This window comes from Dialister succinatiphilus YIT 11850, assembly GCF_000242435.1.
Taxonomy (GTDB): domain Bacteria; phylum Bacillota; class Negativicutes; order Veillonellales; family Dialisteraceae; genus Dialister; species Dialister succinatiphilus.
The window spans coordinates 532,291-551,149 of sequence record NZ_JH591187.1 but is presented as its reverse complement, the minus strand read 5'-3'; the positions used below and the strand labels follow the sequence as shown (position 1 = coordinate 551,149).

Below are 18,859 nucleotides of genomic sequence, written 5' to 3'. Positions count from 1 at the left end.
AACAGCCCTGTAGAAACTAAGACACAAAAAAACTTCCGTCCCTAAGGGACGAAAGTTAACTTCCGCGGTTCCACCCAAATAAAGCATGACGCTTCACTCTATGGCTCATAACGGCATCCGGCCGGAAGGACTTCAATCCTTCTGTTCGGGAGCGGTAACCCATCCATCTTCCTGTCTGCTCGCACCGGCCGCAGACTCTCTTCAAAGATATCCGGATGCATCATGTCTCCGTCATCACGTGTATGGTCATACTATAGTACGACTTGGCCCATTTGTCAAGGCCATTCTGCAAATGAATCTTACAAGGAAGAAACTTCTGTAAGCTGCTGAACGATAAGCCTTCGCTCTCTCCCCCATTCCAGAATCGAGATATTCCACCTTGAAGCCTGTTACAAGAGGCTGTACAGCACATTCACCACATCTTTGGCGCTGTCAGGGTGCACATCGCCGCAGGCAGCGGCCATGGCGCTTCTCACATCGGGATTTCTTAAAATCCGCCTGGCTGTTTCCGCCAAGTCTCCCCTTTTCACCCATTCGGCGCAGCCCCGGTTCTTCATGTGGAGCGCATTGGCCCGCTCCTGCCCCGGCAGGGTATTGACCAGCACCATGGGAAGGTGCATCACCATGGCTTCGGTGCAGGTCAGCGCCCCGGGCTTGGTGACAAGGATTTCACTTCGGGCCATGATTTCCGCCACCTTATTGGTGTAGCTGTGAAGCTCCACGGGATGGTGAAGTTTGTCGGAAAGGGCCGCTACTTTTTCGTAAAGATCGATGTTTTTACCGGTGATGACAATAAATTTGGAAATTTCATCCACCTCGTCCAGCCGGCGAATGTTGTCCACCACATTCCCAAGGCCCAATCCGCCGCCCATGACAAGAACTGTCCCCTTTTCAAAAGGCCTCTTCCTGGCCGCCTGCTCATAGAAAGAGCGGCGAACGGGAATACCGGTGACGTGGATGATATCACCAGGCACATCATAGCTTTCCATCAGTGTCTTCAGGTCCGGCGTAGCCACACAGAAACCGTCAAGATAATGGTCCACCCAGAGCTGGTGGATATCAAAATCTGTAATAACCCCCAGAAGAGGCACGCTGATTTTTCCCTCCGCCTTCAGCAGATCCGCGGCGCCTGCCGGAAAAGGATGGGTGAAAATGACCGCATCGGGCTTCAGCGTATTCACCAGACTCTTCATGCGGCGCTTGAAAGTCAAGGAAAGCATGAGCTGGGACATCTGTCCGAACCGGCTGTTCTGGGAATCGCTGTATAAGTGGTCATACATGGAGGGAAATACATCGATCATCTTCAAGTAAGTATCTTTGATAATATGGTCCACCGAAAGCCGGTTATTGGATACAAAATCGAGGACACTGACGGAATCGGAGGGATGGGACGCCTGCATGGCCTCCGCAATCGCCCGGGCTGCCTGGCTGTGCCCTGTTCCTATGCTGGCTGTCAAAATAATAAACTTGCGTGGTTTGTCCGACATGGCAGTTCCCCTTTTCTCTACTTCTCCGATAAATTATATCATAGCCGGCACTGGGAGTGTCAATTTTATTTGAAATGGAAGCGCGGCTGCGGCTTGAGGGTTCACAGGGTTCATAGGGAAAAGGTTCTTAAGATGGACCGGCCCTTTCGGGCCGGAGGGTTCTTAAGTTTGACGGGGCCTTTGGCCCCGAGGGTTGCGGATTGCCCTTCGGGCAATGCTTATAAAGTCAGCGTTACGGGATTGTCGTTATGGGTAATATAGCTTAATACGCATTCTGCTGACTGGCTCGCTGCGCTCGCCAATCGAGTAGAGATTATTCATCCCTCTCACACCACCGTACGTACCGTTCGGTATACGGCGGTTCAATTCCTTGGGCAGATTATATTCTCATAGCATTGTTTTAGACCGATGAATCCAGCTTTCTCCAGTATCCTGTTTGTCACTGAAGTCATCATTATCTGGCTATGAGCTATGCGCCAGTATCCTTTCTGACTCTTTCCCCACTTGAATGCAAGTCTCCATGGAACATGCAGTCGGAGCAGTGCATCTATCCGTGTGGATATGTTCTTCCACTGCTTCCATATGCACATTCGTATACGAGACCTTACCCATCCATCAAGACCTGCTATCCGTGTCAGGTCTGCTATTCCATAATAGCCAACCCATCCACGATTATATTCATTCGTTTTGTGGATAATCTCTCTTGCGCCCCTGCCTTTGCTACGACCTGTCAGACTTTTCAATTTCCTCTTCAACTTGGCTACTGAGTTCGGATGAGGCATTAGTTTAACCTCTTTCCCTCTTTTGGTCACCGAGAATCCAAGAAATTTAAAGTCCGGCGTTTTATAGATGCTGATTGCTTTGCTCTTTTCTCTGTTTACCTTAAGCCTCCGCCGGGTTTCCAGATACTTAGTACTGCTTTTCAGCAGTCTTTCTGCCGCTCTTTGGCTTTTGGCCAGTATGAGGATGTCGTCGGCGTATCTGACGATACGTACGCCTCTCCCCTCAAACTCTTTGTCGAATGGAGTCAGATAGATATTTGCCAGCAATGGGGACAGGTTCCCACCTTGCGGTGAGCCTTCTTCTGTGCGTTGTTTCAATCCCTTGACCATGACTCCGCTTTTCAGAAATTTCTTGATGAGTTCGATGACTCTTTTATCCGAAATGTCCTGTCTCAGCATATTCATCAGCAGTTCATGGTTGATGGTGTCGAAGTATTTAGAAAGGTCGAGTACGCATGCGTATTCATATCCTTCTTCTACACTCCGCTTTACCACTTCCATTGCCTGCCGGGCCCCTCTATGAGGCCGGTATGCAAAACTGCATTCTGCAAATTTGCACTCATAGAAGGGCATGAGGATTTGTGCGGTCGCCTGTTGTAATACTCTGTCTTTAACAATGGGTATTCCAAGCTTCCTCTTTCCTCCTTTGTTGTCCTTCGGGATTTCTACTCGCCGCACAGGGAGTGGCTTGTAGGTTCCGTTCAGGATACTTGCAATCCATTCCTCTCCATGCTCTGCGTACCATTCGGGGTATTCCTTCACAGTCATATTGTCTATGCCGGGTGCCCCGTTATTGGCTTTTACTCGCTGATAGGCATCGTAGAGATTACCTCTGTTCACAATGCGCTCCAGTGTGATTCTGCTTGCCATTTCTTCCATTTCCCGAGGACCGTGCTCGACGCTCCTTGTTGTATCTTCGTCAGTTCCACTATTTTCCAACCGGTAGCCAGTTTGTAAACTGTATTCTGTTTTCATCACACGTTCCTCCTTTCATGATTTACTTTGGCCGGAATTGTTCGGTCCTTTCCGCTTTTGCGGTACTATGACCTCTGCTGACTTCTCATGACAAATCTTTTCCAACCGTCTCCGCCCGGTCCAGATATACGACCTATCACTGCTTTGACGTCCATGAGACCTCCCCGGGTAAGAGTGTAATCTTTCACCTCATCTATCCGCTTTATTTACAAAGCCTGGCCAAGACCATCGTTGGACTTCAGCATAGGTGGCTGCCTCATCCTGTCAGACTCTGCCTTCGTATAAAGTTTCTATTCGTCGGACCAAGGTTTTGCCTCCGGCTTCCTTCAGACCCCACCTCACGGTGGACCCCTTGCCATTGGCTGTGTGCTTGTTATGGTCATACCGCACTAGGGACTTTCACCCATTAGATTACACCCATGCCGGGCGCACCACCCTATCCGGCTGCGCCGGACTTCCCCTTATGCAGGGGGGCAGAATAAAGCACCGCGAAGCGTTCCTTTCATAAGTCGCTCACAGCATAACGGAGCTTTATAGTGCCACCACGAAGTGGGGGAAAGGTGGTGGCGCCAGCCACCAAAGGGGGATGCATTTCCGACGCCCGCCAGGGCGGTTGGCCTGTTTTCCCTCGGGTGAAAGCCCGGTTGTAAAGGTTTTTTCATAAGAGGGCGCCTTCTATAAATTCATAGGCGCCACCACAACCCTCGCGCCAAAGGCGCGTCAAACTTAAGCCCCTTAAGAACCTTCGGGGCGAAGCCCCGTCAACCCTCATGTGCGCATTCTGCATAAAATTACCACCTAAGGAAGAAGCCTGACGTTACCTGCTTACCCTTGTGCTGACTTAAGTCGTTCCCAAACAAAAAAGTACCCTCCAAAAGGAAGGTACTTTACAGGAATCAGAAATCAGCGGCCGCCCAGGTGTGCATCGAACATGAAGAGCAGTCCTTCGCAATCCTTTGCTTTTTCAAAGCCTGCCACGTTGTCGCGGGCATTGACTTCTTCCTCAATCTGTTCAGTGATGAACCACTGGAGGAAGACTTCGGTTTCAATGTCCCCTTCTTCTCTGGCCAGTTTGAAGAGGTCTCTGATGGAAGCGGATACTTTTTCTTCATGAGCCAGGGAATCTTTGGCAGCGTCCAGCGGCTTGTCGTAATGTTTCTTAACGCCTTCTACGGAGTCAAAGTCTACTACACCATCTCTGTCTTCTACATAGGAAATGATTTTGAAAGCGTGTTCTCTTTCTTCTTCATACTGCTTGTCCAGCCATTTGGCATAGCCGTTCAGAGCCAGGTTCTTCATGTCATGGGACATGGAACGGTATAAATAACCGGAAGCCAGTTCCATATTGATCTGTTTGTTCAGGGCTTTTAAAAGTTTTGCGGATAATTTCATGGGTGTTTCTCCTTTGCTTCGTTCACACTGTGAGGCTCGTTATCGAACCCCTTCGATGTTTATATTATATCATAGACATTTATCGAAGTAAAGGAAATTAAATATATTTTTTTGTATATTTAAGGAAGCACTGATTAATTCATAGAGTTTTCTTTTATAAGAATTTTTATGCACTGTTTCGTCATGGGCTTCCTTAAATAGCTCGCTATTCGCGTCAGCCCATTCCTCGCATTGCATAAAAATTCAAGAATAAAAGCAAACAATGATTTAATCAGCGCTTCCTTAATTTCCTCCAGGGGCCGGACCTTTCTCTGCTCACGAGGCAGCCAGAGGACATAAGGAAAAACTTTCCCGCAGACAGGCAAAAAAAATCACGGCCCCGCAGGGAGACCGTGATTTTTACTTATTTATTTAACTTTCGCTGCTTCTTCCATGGCTTTGTCTGCTGCCTGGATGGTCTTTTCAATGTCTTCGTCGCTGTGGGCGTAAGACATGAAGAGGGTTTCAAAAGGAGAGGGAGCCAGGTAGATGTGCTGGTTCAGCATGGAGAGGAACCAGGCTTTGAACTGCGCCGCATTAGCGCTGCAGGCGTCGTGATAATTGAGCACGTCTTTTTCGGAGAAGAAAATACCGAACATGGAGCCGGACTGGTGGCATACAAGGGGTACCCCTGCTTTGTCTGCAGCCTGTTTCCAGCCTGTCAGGAGGTCCTTTGTTTTCTTTTCCAGAATTTTATCAAAGTCCGGAATGGCCATCATCTGTTTCAGTGTTTCGATGCCGGCGGTGACTGCCAGGGGATTGCCGGACAGGGTGCCGGCCTGGTAGACGGAACCGTCGGGAGCGATGCAGTTCATGATTTCTCTTCTGCCGCCGTAGGCTGCTGCAGGGAGGCCGCCGCCGATGATTTTGCCAAGGCATGTCATATCGGGGTGGATATGATAGCGGGCCTGAGCACCGTGGAAGGTGGTACGGAAGCCGCACATGACTTCGTCAAAAATGAGGACAGTGCCGTGTTTTTCCGTTTCTTTCCTGAGGGCTTCAAGAAATCCCTCTACCGGAGGTACGCAGCACATGTTGCCTGCCACCGGTTCTACGATGACAGCGGCGATTTCATCGCCCTTTTCGTCCATCATTTTTGTGAAGGCGGGGATATCGTTGTAAGGAACCACCAGGGTGTCTTTGGCAGTGCCTTTGGTGACACCGGCGCTGTCGGGGCTGCCGAAGGTGGCAGCGCCGGAGCCGGCTTTCACCAGAAGACTGTCACCGTGTCCATGATAGCAGCCTTCAAATTTCAGGATCTTGTCCCTGCCGGTATAGCCTCTGGCGGCACGGAGAGCGCTCATGGTGGCTTCGGTGCCGGAGTTGACCATGCGCATTTTTTCAATGGATGGATAAACCTGGTGGATAAGTTCGGCGATTTCCGTTTCCATCACTGTAGGAGCGCCGTAGCTGGTGCTTCTTTCAGCGGCTTTCTGGATGGCTTTGATTACAGCCGGATGGGCGTGGCCCAGGACCATGGGACCCCAGGAGCCTACATAGTCAATGTAAGTGTTGCCGTCGATATCGGTGATATGGGATCCATGGGCTTCCTGGATGAAAGGAGGCGGGCAGCCCATATGGGGATAGGATCGCACGGGGCTGTTGACGCCGCCGGGCATATATTTTTTAGCTTCTTCAAAAGCGGCTTTGGACTTGGTGAGGTCGATCATTTCCCTGCTTCCTCCTTCATCCATTTAGCCACATCGGGAGCATGGTAGGAAATGATGATATCAGCGCCGGCTCTCTTCATGCAGAGGAGGGATTCCATGACGATTCTCTTTTCGTCAATCCAGCCTTTAGCGGCAGCGGCTTTCACCATGGCGTATTCACCGGATACATTGTAGGTTGCTACGGGACGGTTGATATGGTCTCTCACCTGGCGGACGATATCCAGATAAGCCAGGGCCGGTTTCACCATGATAATGTCGGCGCCTTCAGCCATATCCAGATCCACTTCCTTCATGGCTTCCCTGCTGTTGGCCGGGTCCATCTGGTAGCCTCTGCGGTCTCCGAACTGAGGCGCAGAGTCAGCGGCGTCACGGAAGGGACCGTAGTAGCCGGAAGCGTATTTCACGGCGTAGGACATGATGGAAACGTTCGAAAGGTCGTTGGCATCCAGGGTTTCACGAATTTTAGCCACACGGCCATCCATCATATCGGAAGGTGCCACGATGTCGGCGCCGCATTCGGCCTGGGAAAGTGCGACTTTGGCAATAAGTTCCAAAGTGGGGTCGTTATCCACTTCATGACCTTTGAGCACGCCGCAGTGGCCGCTCTTTGTGTACTGACAGAGGCATACGTCACCTACGATGACAAGGTCCGGCACCGCTTCCTTGATGGCCCGGATAGCCCGCTGCACGGGGCTCTTCATATCCCAGGCAGAGGAGCCAATGTCGTCCTTGTATTCCGGAAGGCCGAAGACTTCCACTGCCGGAATGCCCATTTTGTAAATTTCTTCCGCCACTTTCACCGCATTATCCACAGAAAGGTGGTACTGTCCAGGCATGCTGGGGATTTCTTCCTTCACGTTAGTGCCGGGCACTACGAAAATCGGATAGACGAAATCATTGAGTTCCAGGGAGTTTTCCCTGACCATGGAGCGGATGGCTTCCGTTCTTCTCAGTCTTCTTGGACGAAGTGTGTTTAATTTCATTTCTTTTCGACTCCTTTTTCAATTGCATTGACAAGGCCATCAATCGTATAGATATCAGAAATGATAGATGGTTCCAGATTATATTTACGGCATGTAGCGGCGGTAATGGGTCCGATGCATGCCAGGGTAACGCCTTTCAGAAGATCCGTCCTCCCGTCGATCTGGTTCATGAGGTTATACACGGTGGAGGAGCTGGTGAAGGTGATGATATCAGCTCCGTGATGCTCCAGCACGTCCAGCAGCTCTTCCTTGTGGGCGGTGTCCGCTTCCGTGCGGTAAGCTTCCACCACATCCACCCGGCATCCCAGGTCCCGAAGGCCTTCAGGAAGGACGCTTCTGGCCACTTTGGCCCGGGGGATAAGCACCTTTTCATAGCCTTTCAGGAGAGGCTTCATCTCGGAAAGCAGATTTTCCGCCTTGTACTTTGCCGGCACGCAGTCGGCATGAAGGCCGTGACGGGTGAGCTGGCGAGCGGTGGCCGGTCCGATGGCCCCGATTTTCATGTGGCCCAGGGCTCGGGTGTCCCGACCGGACTGGTAGAGACGCCGGAAGAAGGAATCTACCCCGTTCTGGCTGGTAAAAATAAGCCAGTCATACATTTCCAGACGGTCCAGCGCTTCATCCATGCCTTTGAAATCATCAGAGGGATCCCTGATGGCAATGGTAGGGATTTCCAAGGTTTCAGCGCCCTTCTGGTCCAGTACGGTCACCAGCCGGGAAGCCTGGCTCCGGGAACGGGTGACAATGATTCGTTTCCCAAAGAGCGGACGGTTGTCAAACCACCGCATTTTTTCTCTCAGCTTCACCACATTGCCTACCACAAAGGCCGCCGGCGGCTTGATTCCCATTTTAACCACATCTTCCGCCGCCTTTCCCAGGGTGGTGGTATAGGTTTCCTGGTAAGGACGAGTACCCCAGCGGACAAAAGCAGCCGGCGTATCGGCGCTTTTTCCATACTTCATAAGCTGGGAAGCAATGAGAGCAGTATGGCCTACGCCCATAAGGAAAATAAGGGTATCCACGCCGCCGGCCAGTTTGTCCCAGTGAATGGAAGACCTGTCCTTATTGGGATCCTCATGGCCGGTAATCACCGCAAAGGAAGCAGCCACGCCGCGATGGGTCACCGGAATACCTGCATAAGCCGGCGCTGCGATGGCGCTGGTCACGCCGGGCACTTCTTCAAAGGGGACGCCTGCCTCGCGAAGCACCTCGATTTCCTCTCCTCCCCTGCCGAAAACGAAGGGATCCCCGCCTTTGAGGCGGGCCACAATCTTCCCTTCCTTTCCCTTTTCCGCCAGAAGGAGGCTGATTTCATGCTGCTTCATGGTGTGGCATCCGGCCTTCTTGCCCACGTACACATACTCCGCATCGGGCCGGGCATACCGAAGGAGCCGCTTGTCCGCCAGGTAGTCACCTACGATGACATCCGCTTCCTCCAGGCACCGCTTCCCTTTCAGTGTCAAAAGTTCCGGATCTCCTGGGCCTGCGCCGATTAAATAGACTTTCCCTTGTTTCATGTATATTCTCCTCAATTCATTTGTCAGATTTTCTGCAGTTTTTCCAGCACTGCCCGGCCGCCTTCGTCAAGAAGCCTGCCGGCCATAGCGCTGCCAAGGTCTTCCGCCCGGGAAATGGGACCTTCCGTGCTGCCCCGATACAGTTTCTTTCCATCAGGGGAAGCAATGAAAGCCTTCACAGATATATGTCCCTTTTCCGGCACCGCATAAATGCCGGCCGGCACCTTGCAGTCGCCCCCTACCCTGGCCAGGAAGGTCCGTTCGGCACGGATACAGGAAGCGACTTCCTCGTCATGGAGGAAAGAAAGAAGGTCCAGGGTTTCCTGGTCATCACTTCTGGCTTCCACCGCCATGACGCCCTGGCCGGCAGCAGGAATGCTGTCTTCCGTAGAAATATAGGAAGTGATCCTGTCTCCAAGTCCCAGCCGCTTGAGGCCCGCCGCTGCCAGAATGACAGCGTCAAAATCCCCCTCATCCAGATGGCGCAGCCTTGTCTGCACATTGCCGCGAAGAGAGCGGATGGTAAGGTCCGGCCGCCAATGGAGAAGCTGGGCCTGGCGGCGCAGGCTGGATGTGCCCACTCTGGCGCCGTGAGGCAGCTCATCCAGAGATTTAAAGGTATTGGAAACGAAGGCGTCCCGTGGGTCCTCCCTTTTGGTGACTGCCGCAATGGTGAGCCCATCAGGGCATTTAGCGGTCATATCCTTCAGGGAGTGGACTGCAATATCCGCCTTTTTCTCCAGAAGAATCACTTCCAGTTCCTTAATGAAAAGGCCCTTGCCTCCGATTTCCACCAGCGGCCTGTCCAGAATCTGGTCTCCCTTAGTGGTGACAGGAAGAAGCTCCACCGAAAGACCGGGATACTGTTCTTTCAGACGGTTTTCCACATAATGGGCCTGCCAGAGAGCCAGAAGGCTTTCCCTGGTGGCAATGGTAATTTTATTTTTCAAGTTCCTGCCCCTTTCTTACATCCAGCTTGAACAGGCGGGCAACGGCGGACTTATCCTCCGACTCCCATTCCGTGCCGGCGTATTCATTCAGATGGATCATGGGTTCCCGAAGGATTTTCCGCACAATCATATGGGTCATATGGGACAGCACCTTCTTATCCTCATCAGTGAGTCCTTCAATTTTAGAGAGGCCGTGGCGGAGCTCCCGCTGACGGATTTCCTCTGCCTTATCGGACAGGGATACCATAACGGGACGGGTGCTTAAATATTTGAAGCGATCCTCAATGGATTCGATTTCCTCCTGTACGATGACTTCCGCCCGCTGTGCTTCCTCTTCACGGAAACGGATGTTATTGGCCACGATTTCCTGGAGGTCATCAATATTGTAAAGGGTCACATTCCGGATATTCCCCACTTCCGGCTCAATATCACAGGGCACGGCGATATCGATGGCCACCAGAGGGCGGCTGCCCCGACGCATCATGAGATTCCTTACATCCCAGGCTTTCACAATGTACTGGGAAGCGCCGGTGGCGGTGACGATGATATCTACATCGTCGGCGTGAGACAGGGCGCTGTGGAAAGGTACCGCTTCCCCGTGGATTTTCGAAGCCAGGTCTTCCGCCTTATCCATGTGGCGGTTGGTGACGATCACCTTCTTGAGGCCCTTGCCCATGAGGTTCTTCACCAGAAGCTCCGCTGCTTCCCCGGCGCCGAAAACCATGGCCGTCCGGTCGTCCAGGCCGCCCAGAATCTTTTCAGCCAGCTTGACGGCAGCGTAGCTCACGGACACAGCGCTATAGGAAATGCGGGTCTCCGTGCGCACCCGTTTCCCCGTGGTAATGGCCCGATGGAAAAGGGTATTCAGAATAGTTTTCGTGGCCTTTTCAGAAAGAGCCATGGTATAGGCCGTTTTAATCTGGTTCAGGATCTGGCTTTCACCGATCACCATGGAATCCAGCCCTGATGCTACTTCGAAGAGATGGCGGATGCAGGCTTCTCCTTCAAAATAGAAGAAATATTCCTTCTTCGCCTCGCTGTTTCCCGAAAGGGCCAGGAAGAACTGGTAGAGCGTCTTTTTAGCAGCGCCATTTTTTAGCACCGCATAGATTTCTGTCCGGTTGCAGGTGGAAAGAACCACCGCTTCCTCGATTCCCTCCTGTTCATCCAGATGGCGAAGACCACTCCTGGCGCTTTCCTCAGAAATAGCAAACTGCTCCCGTATGTCTACGGAAACGGTCTTATGATTCAGACCTAAAACAACCAACTGCATTACGCACACGCTCCTCTGCTTCGTCTAATTTCCCTGTAATAACAAGATTCATAATCTCATCATCAAATACCATATGCCAGAAACGTTCCCGATCCCGGCTGTCAGCGATTTCATTCCTGAGCTCCTCCCGGAGAAGGGCCGCCTTGTCCAGCCACACACCAAAAGCAGGAGGAATCCTGCCTTTCAGCCAGTTCTTCACATATTTCGCCATGGCCGGCGACCTTCCGTCGGTAGAAATGGCAAAGTGAATGCCTCCCGTTTCAAAAGCGGCAGGAAGAGAACAGTTCCCCAAAGGCGGAAAATCCGCCGCATTATACAAAAAGGATTGAAGAAGGGACTCTTCATGCACCCACTCCGCCACCTGGCGGATACCGCAGGCAGTAACCACAAAGCGATACCCCTTCGCGTCCCCTTTCCGGTAGGAAGCCTGCTGCCAGGAAATCCGCTTTTCCCTGAAGTACTGCATCAGTTCCGGCGAAATCTCCGGAGCCAGCACAGTCACCTCTGCGTCTTCCAGAAGCAGCTTCTTCACCTTACGGACAGCAACATGCCCTCCGCCAATCACAAGACAGGGAAGTCCCTTCATTTTTAAATTCACAGGATACAAAAAAGCCTCCCTATATAACAAGCGGCACGCTAAAACTTATACCGCACTTAAAATTGTAACACCACAGAAGTCCAGTGACAACAAAAGCGGATATGTAAAAGATAGTTCTAATGCAGCCTAATATGTATATAATTTTTATTCATTTATCTCTATTCAATTATATGATTTTGTACAAGAGTGCCTTAGGAAAGCATTGATTCGAGGCCTCCTGCTTTGATTTCTGAAATCCGGCTGCTACCATTTCGCGCCCTGAAGAGCGGAAAAGTTTAAATGATATTGGAGAACCGCTCCACGGCTTTCGCAAATTTCGCTATGGTTTCTTCCGCATCTCCCTGCTCGATGCCATCCCTGACGCAGTGCTGCAGGTGGCCCTCCAGAATGATCTGCCCCACCTTGTGAAGCGCCGATTTTGCTGCGTTTACCTGCGTAATAATGTCTTCACAGGGTACATCTTCATCCACCATGCGGTCGATGGCCTGCACCTGGCCGATAATTTTCTTCAGCCTTCGGTGAAGATTGTCCGCATCCATACATTGTTTCATACTTTTCCTCCTCTATTACCAGCCCTCATAAATCATAGACTTTACGGGCTCAAAACTTTTCCTGTGGATAGGCGTAATCCCCAGCCGGTGGAGCGCTTCGATGTGCTCGGCTGTGCCGTAGCCCTTATTCTGGGCAAAGCCGTAGCCCGGGTATTTCTTGTCGTACTCATCCATCAGATGATCCCGGTATACCTTGGCTGCAATGGACGCCGCTGCTACGGAAGCGCTTCTGGCGTCGCCGTGAATCATGGAAATGGTGGGACAGGAGAAATGGAGAGGCATGGCGTCTACAATGACAGCGTCAGGCTTCACATGAAGATTTTTCACCGCCTGGTACATGGCCTCCATGGTGGCTTGGTAAATATTCACCGCGTCGATTTCCGAAGGCGGCATGCTCACGATAGACAGGTCCACCGCTTCCTCATGAATCCTTGCAGAAAGCGCCTCCCGGTGCTTTGGCGTTACTTTTTTGGAATCGTTCAGGCCCGGTGCAAACCAATGGGGTTTCAGAATTACCGCCGCCACCGTCACCGGCCCGGCCAGAGGGCCTCTCCCCACCTCGTCGATACCTACGATGTGGGTCATGCCTCTTTTGTAAAATTCGCTCTCCACCTCATAGAGAGCCTCTACCCGCATGCGTTCCCTACTTTCCCGCTCCAGCCGGCGCATATAGGAAGCAGCCAGATTCCTGACCCCCTTACGCTCATCGGAAAGGATTTCCTTTAATACCTCCTCCGGCACATCATCCTTTTTCAGGATCTCCCGGATTTCAGAAATCGTCATGGCTCCTCCTCCGGCACCGGATCCAGGGTAATCTTCCCCAGCTTGCCGCTGCGGAAATCGTGAAGCACCGCTGTTTCCGCCCGGTCATAATCGATGGCCCCTCCGGGAAGAAGACATCCCCTCCTTCGCCCCGCTGCCTCCAGAAGCAGCTGGGGATCCTGGTTTACATCATCGATGTGGTAAACCTCCTTCAGAACCTGCGGTTCCGTTTCCGCCAGAGACGACAGAAGCACCGGCACCACCTCGTCGGGATTAAATACATCCCCTGCAATGGCCCCGGTAGCCGCCAGGCGAAGGGCCGCAGTCTGGTCATCAAACTTGGGCCACAGCACCCCCGGCGTATCCAGAAGATCCAGTCCCTCCGACAGACGGACCCACTGCTTCCCCCGGGTATGGCCCGGCGTATTCGCCGTTCTGGCCGCAGCCGTGCCTGCCAGAAAATTGATAAGCGACGACTTTCCTACATTGGGAATACCCAGAATCATGAGCCGCACCGACCGGTTCTTCAGCCCTTTCCTGTACCACTTGTCCAGAATCGGTTTCGCCGTCTCCCGAATAAGAGACAAAAGCTTCTTTTTATTCTTCCCGTTGCCTACACTCATGGGCACCACAGGGATATTTCTCTTCCTGTAGAAAGAAACCCACCGATCCGTCTGCCGCGGATCCGCCAGATCCGCCTTGTTCAGTATGACAATCCGGGGTTTCCCCTTCACCAGCTCTTCCACCATAGGATTGGCGCTGGAAGCAGGAATCCTCGCATCCAGCAGCTCAGCCACCACATCTACCGCCTTCAGATGATCCTCGATCATCCGCTTCGTCTTCGTCATGTGGCCTGGGAACCATTGAATTAACATATACACCTCCCGGTATACCCATCCCGGGTTACCTATGCACCCTATTTTAACATAAACCAAAGAAATAGGATATCTTCGAGAATCATCCGCTATGAAGGGAACCACCTTATCGGGCGTGAAGCTTCTTAGGATTGATCGGCCTTTGGCCGGAAGGTTTGTAAGGTTCAAAGGGGAGGCGGGAAGAAATCGAGGCAGTACCGGTCGTTGGATGGCCCCTTGACTCTGTCATTCTGAATGCAGTGAAGAATCTCGGTGCCTGGCGAATATGAAGCCATAGGAATTCATGCAGGGGCCTGGTACCTGAAGCGCACTTCCCGCCGACTGGGATTCTTTAGTGAGCTAGTGGGCTAGTGAACTAGTGGACTAGTAAGTGTCACTATCTACATGTACCGAGATTCTTCGCCTACGGCTCAGAATGGTCGGTCGGCCAAATAAAAGGAAGGCCCTTTAATGTGCAGGCTAAGGGCCAACTTTGGCCGACTCGCGCATTCTATGCAGAATGCGCGCAAGTGAGGGCGGGAAGGAATTCCCGTAACGCTGACTTCATAAGCATAGCCGCCAAAAGGGAAAACGACTCACTACATTTTGCGCGTCGCTAGTGCTCCTTCATCCACTGCTGTCACTGACTCACTGGATTTTCAGGTCGCTGATGCTCCCTTACAAATCCAGTTCGCATAGTGCATCCACTGCTGTCACTGACTCACTGGATTTTCAGGTCGCTGATGCTCCCTTACAAATCCAGTTCGCATAGTGCATCCACTGCTGTCACTGACTCACTGGATTTTCAGGTCGCTGATGCTCCCTTACAAATCCAGTTCGCATAGTGCATCCACTGCTGTCACTGACTCACTGGATTTTCAGGTCGCTGATGCTCCCTTACAAATCCAGTTCGCATAGTGCATCCACTGCTGTCACTGACTCACTGGATTTTCAGGTCGCTGATGCTCCCTTACAAATCCAGTTCGCATAGTGCAAAATGTGTTTGCTGTGCATCACTTCGTTCAGGGGGCCGCCGATTGGCGGTCAGGATAGCGATGGGGTGTCAAATCGGCGTTCTGTCTTGTACACCCTTTGCCTCTTCGAGGCGTTCCCCTCAAGGGGAAACGAGAAAATAGGTGGCACTGGATATTGTGTCACATATGACACAGACAGCCAATCCCGTAACGTTCTTGCGTCCCCTTTAGGGGAAGAGGGCCACGAAGTGGCGAAGGGATGTACGAAGGAAAGAATGATTATGATACTCTATGGGGACGTGACCGCCGAAAGGCGGCATTATAATACTCTTCGCCCGATAGGGCGATACCGCAACCCTCAGCGCCGTAGGCGCTGTCGCCCCCCTGAGCGAAGCGAACACAACCTGCCGCCATCAGGCGGCCACAACCTACGCGCCAAAGGCGCGTGCCCCCTCGGTCCCGATCCCGATCTCGCCAGCAGGACCGGATAGTTTACTCAAACGGAACCATGCAAAAAAGCCGTGAGAAATGGGTTTGCATTTCTCACAGCCTCTTTTATTACAATACATGTTTAATCAAAAGATACACCAGCGCCCCTACCGCTGCGGTACAGGGGATGGTCATAATCCAGGCGGACACCATCTGGTAAGCCACGCTCCAGTGGACAGCACGGAAACGGGTCGCCCAGCCCACGCCCATGATAGAGCCAGTTACCACGTGGGTAGTAGAAACAGGCAGGTGAAGCATGGTGGCAGAGAAAATGGTGATGGCCGAGTTCAAATCTGCCGCCAGGCCATTGACCGGCTGCATCCGGAAAATCTTATTTCCTACAGTACGGATAATCCGCCAGCCACCCACAGACGTACCAAGGCACATGGCCAGGGCGCAGGCCACCTTCACTTCCCAGGGCACCTCCAGCTGACCAATGTAGCCGCCTGAAAGAAGAGCCAGCGTAATGATGCCCATGGACTTCTGGGCGTCGTTGGAACCATGAGAGAAAGCCATGAGTGCCGCAGATACCATCTGGATATGGGTAGCCACATAGTTTACCCTCGATTTTCCCACGTTTCGGAAAGCAATATAAAGAACGGTCATCATTATATATCCCGTTACCAGGGCGCATACCGGAGAAAGCACCAGGCCGATGACGATGGTGAGCACCCCGGCCAGATGGATGGCGCCAGTGCCGTAGGAAATAATCACCGCTCCAATGACCCCACCGATAAGAGCATGGGAAGAGCTGGACGGCATGCCGATGCGCCAGGTAAAAAGATTCCAGATAATGGCGGATGCCAAGGCAGAAGAAAGAACCACCGAGTCCACCATGTGCGGAGAAGTGACGATTTCGCCGCCGATAGTCTTGGCCACGCCGGTAGAAATCATGGCGCCCACGAAATTCAGGATGGCTGACATGATGATTGCCACTTTAGGGCTTAAAGCACGGGTTGCCACGCAGGTGGCAATAGCGTTGGCGGTATCATGAAATCCATTGATGAAATCAAAACACAGCGCCAGGACAATCACGATGCCTATAATGTAAATATCAGGCATACTTCATGACCACCTCTTTAATCAGGTTCCCCACCTTCTCTGCCCTGTTGGCCGTATCCTCCATGGCCTCCATGATTTCCTTCCAGCGGATGATTTCCATCACCTCATGGGTGCCGTCAAACAAGTCAGAAATTGCGTTTCTGTAAATTTCATCTCCTTCACTTTCAAGAGCATTGATCTTACGGGTACGCTCACCGATTTCCGTTTCATTCTTATCAATGGACTTCAAGAGACGGAAAAGGACAATGAGCTCCGAAGACATTTCCACCAGAATATCCGCCATGCGCATAGGCAGCTTGGACCCGATACCGGCATGATAAAGCTTCAGGCACATTACCACATCCTGGATATCATCCACACAGTCATCCAGCGTGGTGGTGAGCAGGAAGAAATCCTCCCGGTCAATGGGCGTAATAAACACATGGCGCATCTTCGCGGAAATTTCATGGGTCACCTTATCCGCCGAATGCTCCAGGGCCTTTACATCCTTTACATACCGCTCCAGCTTGGATGGATCCTGCAGCACCTCCCTGGCCATGAGAGACCCTTTGTGGAAATACTCTGCGTTGGTAACGAGAAAATCAAAAAACTCTTCGTGCTTATTGACAAGACTAAACATGGGTGTCCTCCGTAAAAAACGCACAAACTGCTATATGTATGGTACCGCATGAATGTAAAGGTTTTGTAAAGATTGTCGAGAAAAGATAAAGAAATAATGCGTTCTTTATACCCATTATAATTCAATTCATGATTTTTGGAAATGGGTAATGCGGCTGCGCCGCAGGTTGTATAGAAGAGCTGCATCGCTTCACTCAAGGGAAGCGATGATTAAATCATTGTTTGCTTTTATTCTTGAATTTTTATGCAATGCGAGGAATGGGCTGACGCGAATAGCGAGCTATTTAAGGAAGCCCATGACGAAACAGTGCATAAAAATTCTTATAAAAGAAAACTCTATGAATTAATCAGTGCTTCCCAAGGGCCACAGACTCTGCGGAAATACGGAAAAGCACCGCCCCAGTCCCGATTTCAATTGCGCCATCAGCCGCGTCCTTTCCGAATTTCAGTATTCCTTATTTCTATTATCGCCATGTCTAAATTATTAAGAAGTAATCATCCTAATTTTTAGGTAAGTGTCATACAATATTCTTCATTTGACTTTTTTCATTAATCTCCATATACTTAAAGTGTGTGCAGGCACACACAAAAAAACAATCAATTATCCTGCAAAATTAAAAGGAGGATTTATTATGGACGAAGCAAAAGTATTAGAAGAAATGAAGAGACTGAAAGGCACCCAGACTGAAAAGAACCTGCGTGCCGCTTATGCCGGTGAATCCCAGGCTCATGTAAAGTACAATCTCTTCGCCAACGAAGCAGAAAAGGATCCGGAATGCTCCCGCCAGATTGCTGACCTCTTCCGTGAAACTGCAAACAACGAAAGAGCTCATGCCAAAATCTGGTTCTGGCTGGTAGGCGACCTGAAGAAGACCACCGCTGAACATCTGAAGATGGCTGCTGAAGGCGAACACGATGAATGGACCTCCATGTATCCGGGATTCGCTGAAACCGCTAAAAAAGAAGGTTTCCCCCAGATTGCCTTCCTCTTCTCCAAAGTCGGTGAAATCGAAAAATCCCATGAAGCCCGCTACAAACTGCTCCTTGCTAACGTAGAAAACGGCCAGGTATTCAAGAAGGGCGAAAAGAAACTGTGGATGTGCGCTAACTGCGGCTACACCGTAGAATCCGTAGAAGCTCCGCAGGAATGCCCGGTTTGCGGCCATCCAAGAAGCTTCTTTGCTATCAAAGCTGAAAACTACTAATACCAAATAAAAAAAGGCAGCCCCGGGGCTGTCTTTTTTTATGGCATGAAATTTACAGGGGAGCGCCCTTTGAGCGCGATCGGAGGGAAAGGTTCTTAAGATTGATAGGCCCTTCGGGCCCAAAGGTTCTTAGGTTTGACGGGCCCCTGGCCCGAGGGTTGTGGTGGCCGCTGCGCGGCAGTTTATAGCCCCCTTCCTTTGGAAGGGGGTGGCCCCTAAAGGGGAAACGACTCACTACATTTTGTGCGTCGCTTTGCTCCTACAAAATGTGTTCGCTGTGCACGCCGTTAGGCGACGGAGGATAGCGGATTTTCGTAAAAAATCCGAGGCCCTGAAATGGCCTGATTTGATTCATAAGTATAAAGTGTATTACTCGGTGTTCCTCAGGGCTTTGTCCAGCTCCTTTCTGAGAAAGGAGCCTGCGTTACCTGCTTCCCTTCCCGCCCTCACTTGCGCGCATTCTGCATAGAATGCGCGAGTCGGCCAAAGCCCTCCCGAGGAGAACGATGGTGAGTTTCATTGGTATGCTTACCCTCGTACACCCTTTTGCCACTACGTGGCATTTCCCCTCAAGGGGAAACGAGAAATTCAGAGGGGCCTTCCTTTTATTTGGCCGACAGACCATCCTGACCCCGGGCGAAGAATTTCGGTAAACATCTCTAATAACTTTTACCAGCT

At 51.4% G+C, this 18,859-nt stretch carries 16 protein-coding genes; 1 reads left to right on the top strand and 15 read right to left on the bottom strand.

The annotated features are described in order from the left end of the window. Nucleotides 1-389: 389 nt before the first annotated feature. From HMPREF9453_RS02275 to HMPREF9453_RS02210, 14 genes are all read right to left on the bottom strand, one after another. Nucleotides 390-1,487, bottom strand: coding sequence for an MGDG synthase family glycosyltransferase (locus HMPREF9453_RS02275; protein ID WP_008858948.1), 1,098 nt, complete (start codon nucleotides 1,485-1,487; stop codon nucleotides 390-392). 362 nt (nucleotides 1,488-1,849) lie between these two features. After that, nucleotides 1,850-3,244: a group II intron reverse transcriptase/maturase gene (ltrA, locus tag HMPREF9453_RS02270; RefSeq protein WP_008858889.1), complete on the bottom strand. Its 1,395-nt coding sequence runs from the start codon at nucleotides 3,242-3,244 to the stop codon at nucleotides 1,850-1,852. A gap of 903 nt (nucleotides 3,245-4,147) precedes the next feature. Continuing rightward, nucleotides 4,148-4,636 (bottom strand): ferritin, encoded by a 489-nt coding sequence (locus tag HMPREF9453_RS02265; RefSeq protein ID WP_008858947.1) that lies wholly within the window; start codon nucleotides 4,634-4,636, stop codon nucleotides 4,148-4,150. A 407-nt stretch (nucleotides 4,637-5,043) separates the two neighbouring features. Continuing rightward, on the bottom strand, nucleotides 5,044-6,345 hold the full coding sequence (gene hemL, locus HMPREF9453_RS02260; RefSeq protein ID WP_008858946.1) for a glutamate-1-semialdehyde 2,1-aminomutase: 1,302 nt from the start codon (nucleotides 6,343-6,345) through the stop codon (nucleotides 5,044-5,046). Beyond that, on the bottom strand, nucleotides 6,342-7,328 hold the full coding sequence (hemB, locus tag HMPREF9453_RS02255) for a porphobilinogen synthase (RefSeq protein ID WP_008858945.1): 987 nt from the start codon (nucleotides 7,326-7,328) through the stop codon (nucleotides 6,342-6,344). The genes hemL and hemB overlap by 4 nt, the downstream gene beginning before the upstream one ends. After that, the gene (cobA, locus tag HMPREF9453_RS02250; RefSeq protein WP_008858944.1) at nucleotides 7,325-8,845 is read right to left on the bottom strand and encodes a uroporphyrinogen-III C-methyltransferase; all 1,521 of its coding nucleotides are present in this window, start codon (nucleotides 8,843-8,845) and stop codon (nucleotides 7,325-7,327) included. Before cobA ends, hemB begins: the two co-directional genes overlap by 4 nt. Before the next feature lie 23 nt (nucleotides 8,846-8,868). Continuing rightward, entirely contained in the window at nucleotides 8,869-9,795 is a 927-nt protein-coding gene (gene hemC / locus HMPREF9453_RS02245) for a hydroxymethylbilane synthase (RefSeq protein ID WP_008858943.1), read from the bottom strand. Then, nucleotides 9,785-11,068, bottom strand: coding sequence for a glutamyl-tRNA reductase (gene hemA, locus HMPREF9453_RS02240; protein ID WP_008858942.1), 1,284 nt, complete (start codon nucleotides 11,066-11,068; stop codon nucleotides 9,785-9,787). Before hemA ends, hemC begins: the two co-directional genes overlap by 11 nt. Then, nucleotides 11,037-11,666, bottom strand: coding sequence for a precorrin-2 dehydrogenase/sirohydrochlorin ferrochelatase family protein (locus HMPREF9453_RS02235; protein ID WP_232217305.1), 630 nt, complete (start codon nucleotides 11,664-11,666; stop codon nucleotides 11,037-11,039). Before HMPREF9453_RS02235 ends, hemA begins: the two co-directional genes overlap by 32 nt. 275 nt (nucleotides 11,667-11,941) lie before the next feature. Next, a complete protein-coding gene (locus HMPREF9453_RS02230) occupies nucleotides 11,942-12,217 on the bottom strand; it encodes a metal-sensing transcriptional repressor (protein ID WP_008858940.1) in 276 nt (91 codons plus the stop codon). A 15-nt stretch (nucleotides 12,218-12,232) separates the two neighbouring features. Further along, nucleotides 12,233-13,000, bottom strand: coding sequence for a ribonuclease HII (locus HMPREF9453_RS02225; protein WP_008858939.1), 768 nt, complete (start codon nucleotides 12,998-13,000; stop codon nucleotides 12,233-12,235). Then, entirely contained in the window at nucleotides 12,997-13,854 is an 858-nt protein-coding gene (gene ylqF / locus HMPREF9453_RS02220; RefSeq protein WP_008858938.1) for a ribosome biogenesis GTPase YlqF, read from the bottom strand. Before ylqF ends, HMPREF9453_RS02225 begins: the two co-directional genes overlap by 4 nt. Nucleotides 13,855-15,365: 1,511 nt before the next feature. Beyond that, nucleotides 15,366-16,358 carry an inorganic phosphate transporter gene (locus HMPREF9453_RS02215; protein WP_008858936.1) on the bottom strand — a complete coding sequence of 331 codons (993 nt, stop codon included), beginning with the start codon at nucleotides 16,356-16,358 and terminating at the stop codon, nucleotides 15,366-15,368. Next, the gene (locus HMPREF9453_RS02210) at nucleotides 16,351-16,977 is read right to left on the bottom strand and encodes a DUF47 domain-containing protein (RefSeq protein ID WP_008858935.1); all 627 of its coding nucleotides are present in this window, start codon (nucleotides 16,975-16,977) and stop codon (nucleotides 16,351-16,353) included. Before HMPREF9453_RS02210 ends, HMPREF9453_RS02215 begins: the two co-directional genes overlap by 8 nt. Nucleotides 16,978-17,608: 631 nt before the next feature. On the opposite strand from HMPREF9453_RS02210, the gene rbr reads away from it, so the two are divergent. Beyond that, a complete protein-coding gene (rbr, locus tag HMPREF9453_RS02205) occupies nucleotides 17,609-18,181 on the top strand; it encodes a rubrerythrin (protein WP_008858934.1) in 573 nt (190 codons plus the stop codon). A 424-nt stretch (nucleotides 18,182-18,605) separates the two neighbouring features. Here the strand turns inward: rbr and HMPREF9453_RS12235 are convergent. Continuing rightward, on the bottom strand, nucleotides 18,606-18,859 hold a 254-nt coding region (locus HMPREF9453_RS12235), incomplete at its 5' end, for a hypothetical protein (RefSeq protein ID WP_222859637.1).